We start from the raw sequence: 8,150 nt of genomic DNA, 5'->3' as shown, positions 1-8,150 counted from the left end.
AACCATCTGTAGGATCGTTCAACTGATCAGGAAAATGCTTAAATGATCAGTGTTAACCTATACAGGTGCTTTTTGCTATCTGATTTCTTATCGTGCTGATTAAAGCTTTATATCGTCAAGGCTAAAATCGAGACCTAGGTTCATCTCTCTAAGCTCTTTCTCAAGCTGTCTACGATCATTGATTGCCTCAATTTCACGCCATTTACGTTTGAGTGGTTTAGAGCGTGTTTTTTGAGTGGTACGAGGCATTTCTAGTTCTGATAATTCATCGAATTGAAAGCTATCCATAAGCATATCTCCTTCCGTGGGATTCGTTCTTACGAACCATTAAATATCATATTTAAGTTCACAATAACCTTGATTTGTTTCTCATTTGTTTCAAATATATGAAGTTTTTGTTCTGTTTTATTATGCATGCTCACACATTTCGGGGATTTTTGTGTACAAAAAACAAGCAAACAAACTTAAGTAAACGATTAAATTAGGGGGGATAGAATGTTAATTCATTGTGCAAATGGAATAGCATTTTGACTACAGTGCATTTAAGTGCGCATTGTGCCGTGTAGTATAGGGATCTCATTACCCTAGAAAAAAACACAGATCTTCACTATACCTTGTAAAACCTAGGCTGACGTCATTTTTACGGGATGGTGTTTTTGTTTTTATAGTACCTTAGTTTTTGTTGATATTATGTCCTGACAATGTGACTTTTATTAGGCGCTATTGTTGAAATTTGTGTTAACAAAAGGTGTATTATTAGTGAAATGTCATTTTAATATGTGTTTATTTTCATATTGATTTTTAGGCCGTCTCGCTGCATTATCCGCCCGTCAAAAAATACACCGATACGTAAAATGGATGCATGAAGCGACATTTACAATCTAGATCGCAACAAATAAATATAAATCTAATGCCGACACAACTATTGACACTGGCATAGGTGATCTAGAGGAAGGCTAGGAAGCAAGATCGGTGCTTAAACTCAATTACGAGGTTCACGTGACAGACTTAATCAATTTGATGAACGATCTCCTTTGGGGATCTATCTTAGTTTACTTACTCGTTGGTGTGGGTATCTACTTCACTGTACGACTAGGTTTCATTCAATTCCGCCATTTCGGCCACATGTTTTCTGTTCTTAGAAACAGCCGTAAAGCAGACAGTGCAGGTATCTCCTCTTTCCAAGCACTTTGTACTAGTCTAGCAGCACGTGTCGGTACGGGTAACATGGCTGGTGTTGCTGTAGCACTAACCGCTGGTGGCCCTGGCGCTATCTTCTGGATGTGGCTAATTGCCATGCTAGGTATGGCAACATCGTTTGCAGAAAGCACACTGGCACAGCTATACAAAACGCGTGATAACGACGGTAACTACCGCGGCGGCCCTGCATACTACATGGAGAAAGGCCTAGGTATGCGTTGGATGGGGGTTCTATTCTCTATCTTCCTAATCATTGCATTCGGTCTTGTATTCAACGCGGTTCAAGCGAACGCGATTGCAAGCGCAATGAACACGGCATTCGACTTTGAGCGCAGCTACGTTGGTGTTGGTATCGTAATTATCTCTGCATTCGTTATCTTCGGTGGTATCCGTAAGATTGCTCGCACTGCAGAAATCATTGTTCCAATTATGGCACTGGCTTACTTAGCTATCGCTATCTACGTAATGCTAATGAACATTGAGAAAGTGCCTGAAGTTCTGGCTCTTATCTTCAAGAGTGCATTCGGTCTGCAAGAAGCAGCAGCGGGTGGCCTAGGTTACGCAATCGCACAAGCGATGATTAACGGCATCAAACGTGGTTTGTTCTCGAACGAAGCGGGTATGGGTTCTGCGCCAAACGCAGCAGCTTCTGCTACGCCTTACCCACCACACCCAGCATCACAAGGTTATGTGCAAATGCTAGGTGTGTTCATGGACACAATTGTTATCTGTTCTGCAACAGTAGCAATCATCTTGATGTCTGGTGAATATGTACCACACGGTGAAGTAACGGGTATCGAACTCACGCAACGTGCACTAACAGCACAAGTCGGCGAATGGGGTGGTATCTTTGTAGCGGTAGCGATTTTCTTCTTCGCTTTCACTTCAATCATTGCAAACTACTCGTACGCAGAAACAAACCTTATCTTCTTAGAGCACAACAACAAGAAGGGTCTAGTGCTGTTCCGTATCGTTGTACTGGGTATGGTTATGTTCGGTTCTCTCGCGACACTGCCAACGGTATGGGCATTAGCTGACGTATCGATGGGCCTAATGGCGATTGTGAACTTGGTAGCGATCATCTTGCTGTCGGGTATCGTGATTAAGCTAGCGAAAGACTACAACCGTCAATTAGACGCGGGTAAAGTACCCACGTTCGAGGCGGATGATTTCCCAGAGCTTAAGGCTCAATTGGAAGATGGTATTTGGGTTAACAACAAGAAGAAGTAATCTTGTTGGAGTGATTCATCACTCATCCTAAAATCATTAGAAAGGCTAAGGTTTCGACCTTAGCCTTTTTCTTTGCCTGCGATATTTTCTTTATTATCGATTTTTCTTTGTAAGAGATTCTTCTTTGTAAGCGACTTACAGCTAGATCTGTCTATCAAAGTAATAGGAAGAGTCATAAAGACAAGTTGATGTTTTTTCTATACTCTAGCTGCATCCAGTTAGATAACCGATTAGGGTAAAGTTATGTTAGTTGTCGTTTCTCCAGCCAAGACATTAGATTACGAATCACCATTAGCGACTGAGCGCTTCAGCCAGCCAGAGTTTGTTGAGCACTCTGCAGAGCTCATTGAAGTGTGTCGTAAGCTGACACCTGCTGATGTATCAGCACTGATGAAGGTAAGCGATAAGATTGCTGGGCTGAACGTAGCGCGCTTTGAGCAATGGAGCGAGACCTTTACCCAAGACAATGCACGTCAAGCAATCCTAGCCTTTAAGGGCGATGTGTACACTGGCTTAGATGCTGAAACACTGTCGGACGATGATTTTGACTACGCACAGAATCACCTGCGCATGCTTTCTGGGTTATATGGCTTGCTTAAGCCGTTAGATCTGATGCAGCCATACCGCCTAGAGATGGGTACACGTTTGGCCAATGCTCGTGGTACTAACTTGTACCAGTTCTGGGGTAACATCATCACAGATAAGCTGAATGAAGCGCTGAATGCTCAAGGCGATAATGTGTTGATCAACCTAGCATCGAACGAATACTTTAAAGCGGTGAAGCCGAAGAGCCTTGATGGTCAAATCATCACGCCAGTTTTTAAAGACTGCAAGAATGGCCAGTACAAGGTGATTAGTTTTTACGCCAAGAAAGCGCGTGGCATGATGGCTCGCTACATCATTGAGAACAAAATCGATTCAGTGGAAGCGCTAACCAAGTTTGATACCGCAGGTTACTACTTCGTTGAAGAAGAGTCGAACGCGAAAGAGTTAGTCTTCAAGCGTGAAGAGCAAAACTAATAGCTCTTGGTTAATTAGTCACTCTTGGTTAACGAGTTACTTCGGCTTTAGCCTGTAATTAAAATTAGAGACGAATTATTTAGCCTGATAACAGGCCAGACAATAATAAGCCATACAAAGAAAAGCCCCATGCAGATAACTGCATGGGGCTTTTTATTGAATCATTGAAAGGCGGTTAGATTACTTGTTCTTAACGGCTTTCTTTTTCTTAGCGATTTTCTTTTTCTTAGCAATTTTTTGCTTAGCCACCGCTTTCTTGTCTTCTTTCTTGGGCTTTTTCTTCTTCGTTACTGCGGCTTTCTTATGCGTAGGACGCATGCCTTCGATGAAGCGTTCTTTGATCGCATCTTCAGTGTAACGAGCAACACGTTCAATCATTAGTTGATCGTGCGCTTCAATGATAGAAACCGCGTTACCTTTCTTACCTGCACGAGCCGTACGGCCGATACGGTGTAGGTAAACATCTGCAGTACGTGGCATGTCGTAGTTAATAACGTGGCTCACATCTGGAAGGTCGATACCACGAGCTGCGACGTCCGTTGCCAGCAGTACGTTGATAGAACCATCGCGGAAACGAGAAATCGCGTTGTTACGACGATCTTGAGGCATTTCACCTTGGATCCATACACACGGGATCTGTGCACTTTCTAATTGAGCTCGTAGGTCACCTAGGCGGTCACGAGTCTTCAAGAAGATGATGCTGCGTTCAGCTTGCTCTGTGATGATATGTTTTAGGATATCAAGCTTGTGCTTAGCTGAATCGGCACGGTGATACCATTGAGTGATCTTCTTACGTTCACGCAATGACGATTTTGCATCGATCTCTGCTGGGTTTTTCAGAAGGTCTTCAGTGAAACCTTCAATACCTTTACCTTCTAGCGTTGCTGAGAAAAGTAAAGTTTGTTTACGCCAGCGACACTCTGCAGACAGACGGTCAACAACAGGACCAAAGCCCATGTCTAGCATACGGTCAGCTTCATCGAGAACCAGCCATTCAATCGCACGACAGTCAAAACGCTCGCCTTCAATGTATTCCATTAAACGACCAGGTGTTGCGACTACGATATCTTGAGTCGTGCTTAAGATATCTGCGTGCTCTTGGTACATCACACCGCCCGTGATCGTAAAGATATTTAGGCTGGTGTATTTAGCAAGCTCACGTGCTTGTTCGGTGATCTGCATTGCTAGCTCACGCGTTGGCGTCAGGATAAGCATACGTGCAGGGCCAGATTTCTTACGTGGGAAATCCAGTAGGTATTGCAGTGCTGGCAATACAAATGATGCTGTTTTACCAGTACCTGTTGGCGCAGAAGCCAAAACGTCTCTTCCATCTAACGCTTGTGGGATTGCTTCAGCTTGTATCTGTGTTGGGCGTTCGTAGCCCATTTCGTCAATTGCATTAAGCAGCTCTTGGTTTAGATCGAGTTCTGCAAAGGTTCTGATCACTGTTGTTTCTCCACAAGCAATAAATGTTTCTGCCTCAAAAAGCAGACGATAAAAAAGAGTAGCCGGACATTATAGAAGCATTAGTGATTAGGATCACATGGTATTTGCTACATCTTGAGATAAAAATCTTTAGTAAGGGCAATAAATACCTCGCTATAACCGCCATCGTGATGGATCGTAAGCGATTCACGCTGCAAATCTTGCTCACAAACAGGATCTTTAGATAATTCAAACAGGACTCGAATTGCCTGTTTTCTGTCTGTTGTTTTCACATCAAGGCGCTTTGCTAGGTACCAACCACATTGTTGGGCAAGCTTGATGAAGCCTTCTCCCTCGGTCGTCGGCAGTATAAAACTGGCTGTGGCGGCATCCGTCGTTATCTCGAAACAACGCTGAGCAAGCTCAAGGTGATCCAAGCTGTTGGTGTGCCTCGCGGTGGCTCTTTGGCTTTGCTGTGCCTGCTCTCCAGAGTTGAAGTAGGGCGGATTACAAATTATTGCATCAAACCGTTGCGAAAAATCCGTGGTTAACACGCTGCCATGATGAAGGGAGATGCGATCTTGCCAAGGCGACTGCTCAATATTGACTGTGGCAGCATCAATGGCGTGCTGATCAATATCTATCGCAGAGATTGAAGCATCCTCAAAACGCTGCGCAGCCATCAAGGCCAACAGACCTGTTCCTGTTCCAATATCGAGTACACATGATCTTTGTGGCAGGCTTACCCACGCGCCAAGTAACACGCCATCGGTACTGACGGGCATGCCGCTTTGTCCTCCGTAAATCGAGAATTTTTTGAAATTGAAGCTTTTGGTTTCGGTTTTTTTGTCTTTCATGAATGTTCTGGATATCGATATATTTTAAGTGATTAGCTCTAATGTTAATTAATTGTATGGCTCAATGTTCTATTTGAGAATTCATTGTTGTTAATTATGGTTAGCTTATAATTATGGCAATATTTCCATATCCAGTGGAATCCACTGCTTTTGGTTCTCAAATGCAAATTTATATGGTGTTTTTTTGTGGTGACTTGCAGCTAGCCAAGTGTTTCGTCATTATGCGCGACTATTTTATAGATTGATTGGCAGCTTCTAGCTGTAACATTCACGTAAGCACAACATAAATTCATAAATATAATTAAGGATTATCTGTGAAACAGAGTCTAAAACTAACAGATATAATGGCATTGGGCTTTATGCTTTTTGCGTTTTTCTTAGGTGCGGGTAACATCATCTTCCCACCTCTTGCTGGCCAATTAGCTGGTGACCACTTTCTTCCAGCGATGTCTGGTTTCCTGCTGACCGCCGTTGGTCTGCCGTTAATCACTATCGTCGCAGTTGCAGTGGCTGGTGGCTCTTGGGGTCATCTAACCAAAGATCTTCCAAAGCGAGCTGCAACTATCATGGCTGTGCTGATCTTTATCATCATAGGCCCTGCATTTGCTGCGCCACGTACCGGCCTTGTTGCTTATGAGATGGCGGTGAAACCGTTCTTCATCGATGCCTCTCAAGCTCACCTCACTCTTTTTTCGATTGCATTTTTTGTGGTAGCGATGTTCTTCTCATGGTCGCAAGGTAAGCTTATCGACGTAATTGGCAAGGTACTGACACCTGCACTATTTGTTGGTTTGGTTGTACTGGCAGTTGCTGTGTTCGTTAACCCACAAGGCGACATTCTTGCGGCTCACGGTGAGTACATTACTCAGCCACTGACCAAAGGTTTCCTTGAAGGCTACAACACCATGGATACGTTTGCTTCGTTGATGTTTGGTATGCTGATCGTTGATGCGATTCGTAGCAAGGGCATTACTGATCGTGCAGCGACGACTAAGTACCTTATCAGCGCAGGTTGTATTGCCGCGGCTGGTCTAGCGTTTGTTTACATCTCTTTGTTCTTCTTGGGTGCAACAAGCGCAACAGTCGCAGCGGGTGCGGACAATGGCGGCGCTATCTTAAGCCTTTACGTTCAATCACTGTTTGGCCCATCAGGTCAGCTAGTGCTTTCAGTGATCGTATTACTGGCGTGTCTAACAACGGCGATTGGCCTTGTTTCAGCATGTTCTGATTACTTCAGCTCGCTAACGCCTTTGTCTTACAAGACTTGGGTAATCATCAACGGTGTAGCTTGTGCAACCGTAGCGAATGTTGGCCTTTCTCAACTGATTTCTCTGTCTGTTCCAGTACTGTTTGCACTGTACCCAGTCGCTATCGCGTTGGTTGCTCTGACGTTCTTGCGTAGCCGTTTCCCTAATCCAAAAGCCGCTTACCGTGTGGTTGTATTAGTGTCTCTACTGTTTGCTCTTATTGATGGCGCTAAAGTAGCGGGTGTAGATGTGTCTGCAATGAACATGCTGCCGTTGTTCGAAATCGGTATGGGTTGGTTGCTTCCAACAACTGCCGCAATCATCTGTATGTTCTTCGTTGGTAAATCAACAGAGCAAGAGATGGCTGAAGAGACTGTTTAATCTTCCGTTGAGATGACATTGTCCTTCGACATGAAATAGAAAAGGCCTCATTACTTCGCAGTAATGAGGCCTTTTTGTATTCTGTGATCTTTTAATATTCTGCTACTTCGCTACTTCGCTACTTAGCTACTGAGTTACTTAGCTGAGTGTACTTCTGTTTGGTTATAGCTTTTCGCTGTACTCAACCAGTACTTGTTCAACCCAGCTAGCGATACGGTCGTCGCTTAGTTCGTATTGTGAATCTTCATCAAGCGCCAAACCAACGAATTGAGATTGGTCTTCAGTGAGAGCTTTAGACGCTTCGAACTCGTAGCTGTCATCGTTTGGCCAGAAACCGACAAACTCTGCGCCAGCGATTTTCAGCTCATCATGCAATAGACCCATCGCATCTAAGAACCACTCGCCGTAGCCTTCTTGGTCACCTAAACCAAACAGTGCTACTACCTTGCCTTTCATTGGCGTGGTTGCAATGTCTTCCCACAGTTCATTCCAATCTTCTTGGATTTCACCGAAGTCCCAAGTTGAGATGCCGAGCAGTAAAAGATCGTAGTCCGCCATCAATGAAAGAGGGGTTTCTTTCACGTTATGGATATCAACTAGGTCTTCACCAATAATGCCGCGAATTTTCTCTGCTGCCATTTCGGTGTAGCAGGTGGTTGAGCCGTAAAATAATCCAATTTTCATAGCAAACGTTCAATTTTAATTTCAGATGGCGAATTCTAACCATAAATCGACTTCGATTGCAGCGATTATCCGCTCAAGTCGTAATTTTTATGGCATTCATATTTGC

Annotated in this window: 7 protein-coding genes; 3 read left to right on the top strand and 4 right to left on the bottom strand. The window is 43.9% G+C overall.

Annotation, left to right across the window (positions count from 1 at the left end; all coding sequences use genetic code 11):
• Window positions 1-99 precede the first annotated feature (99 nt).
• Window positions 100-288: a DUF3545 family protein gene (locus AB6C75_RS07510; protein ID WP_009848419.1), complete on the bottom strand. Its 189-nt coding sequence runs from the start codon at window positions 286-288 to the stop codon at window positions 100-102.
• A 711-nt stretch (window positions 289-999) separates the two neighbouring features.
• Here AB6C75_RS07510 and AB6C75_RS07505 point away from each other — a divergent pair.
• Window positions 1,000-2,430, top strand: a complete 1,431-nt coding sequence (locus AB6C75_RS07505) for an alanine/glycine:cation symporter family protein (RefSeq protein ID WP_372107499.1) — start codon at window positions 1,000-1,002, stop codon at window positions 2,428-2,430.
• A 243-nt stretch (window positions 2,431-2,673) separates the two neighbouring features.
• Complete coding sequence (gene yaaA / locus AB6C75_RS07500; protein ID WP_065681769.1) at window positions 2,674-3,450, top strand: peroxide stress protein YaaA; 777 nt, start codon at window positions 2,674-2,676, stop codon at window positions 3,448-3,450.
• Between the two features lie 180 nt (window positions 3,451-3,630).
• On the opposite strand, the gene srmB is transcribed toward yaaA, so the two are convergent.
• Together srmB and AB6C75_RS07490 are read right to left on the bottom strand one after the other, a co-directional pair.
• Window positions 3,631-4,896, bottom strand: coding sequence for an ATP-dependent RNA helicase SrmB (srmB, locus tag AB6C75_RS07495; RefSeq protein WP_372107498.1), 1,266 nt, complete (start codon window positions 4,894-4,896; stop codon window positions 3,631-3,633).
• A gap of 107 nt (window positions 4,897-5,003) precedes the next feature.
• A complete protein-coding gene (locus tag AB6C75_RS07490) occupies window positions 5,004-5,732 on the bottom strand; it encodes a tRNA1(Val) (adenine(37)-N6)-methyltransferase (protein ID WP_372107497.1) in 729 nt (242 codons plus the stop codon).
• Between the two features lie 314 nt (window positions 5,733-6,046).
• Here AB6C75_RS07490 and brnQ point away from each other — a divergent pair, with 314 nt between their 5' ends.
• Window positions 6,047-7,360 (top strand): branched-chain amino acid transport system II carrier protein, encoded by a 1,314-nt coding sequence (brnQ, locus tag AB6C75_RS07485; protein WP_372107496.1) that lies wholly within the window; start codon window positions 6,047-6,049, stop codon window positions 7,358-7,360.
• Window positions 7,361-7,522: 162 nt separating this feature from the next.
• On the opposite strand, the gene fldB is transcribed toward brnQ, so the two are convergent.
• Entirely contained in the window at window positions 7,523-8,044 is a 522-nt protein-coding gene (gene fldB / locus AB6C75_RS07480) for a flavodoxin FldB (RefSeq protein ID WP_009848425.1), read from the bottom strand.
• Between the last annotated feature and the right edge of the window lie 106 nt (window positions 8,045-8,150).

Source organism: Vibrio sp. 10N.237.312.B06 (assembly GCF_041464685.1).
Taxonomy (GTDB): domain Bacteria; phylum Pseudomonadota; class Gammaproteobacteria; order Enterobacterales; family Vibrionaceae; genus Vibrio; species Vibrio tasmaniensis_A.
The sequence above is the reverse complement of the archived record's forward strand: the minus strand, read 5'-3'. Positions and strand labels throughout refer to the sequence as shown.